This window comes from Aerococcus sp. L_32 (assembly GCF_050689315.1).
The window spans coordinates 1-521 of the sequence record NZ_JBOEQF010001260.1 but is presented as its reverse complement, the minus strand read 5'-3'; the positions used below and the strand labels follow the sequence as shown (position 1 = coordinate 521).

The window sequence follows — 521 nt, the reverse complement described above, 5'->3', positions numbered from 1 at the left end:
ATTTCGTCAACTTCATTTGTTTCTTCACCATCAACCGCTCCGATACTATCAACAAGGCCTTCATTTGCATAAGGAGAGTCTTTTTGCCCGTCCCAAGCAGCCTTATGAATTTCAACAGCCACTTTTTCTGGAATGGCTAATGCTTGAATATCCGCAATCGCAGCTTCACGAACGGCTTTCATGGTCTTAAAGTGACGCAAGACTTTAGTCCGCGTCTTAGGGCCTACCCCGTCAATGCCGTCCAGTTTAGAAGTAAAGGATTGTTTACTTCTAGTCTTACGGTGGAAGGTAATGGCAAATCTGTGGACTTCATCTTGAATCCGTTGCAAGAGATGGAAGGCCTGGGACCGAGGATCAAGCGGGATAATGGTTAGAGGATCACCAAAAATCAGGTTGGCCGTCCTATGCTTATCATCCTTGACCATACCAGCCACTGGAATGTCTAAACCAAGCTCATCTTCCAAGACTTCCTTGGCAGCATTCACTTCAATTGCACCACCATCCATCAAGATTAAATCAGG

Annotated in this window: 1 pseudogene; it reads right to left on the bottom strand. The window is 45.5% G+C overall.

Annotated features, from left to right (window positions below):
* Positions 1–521 (bottom strand): annotated as a pseudogene (locus ACRCJ0_RS19220) (excinuclease ABC subunit UvrC); the annotation flags it as partial.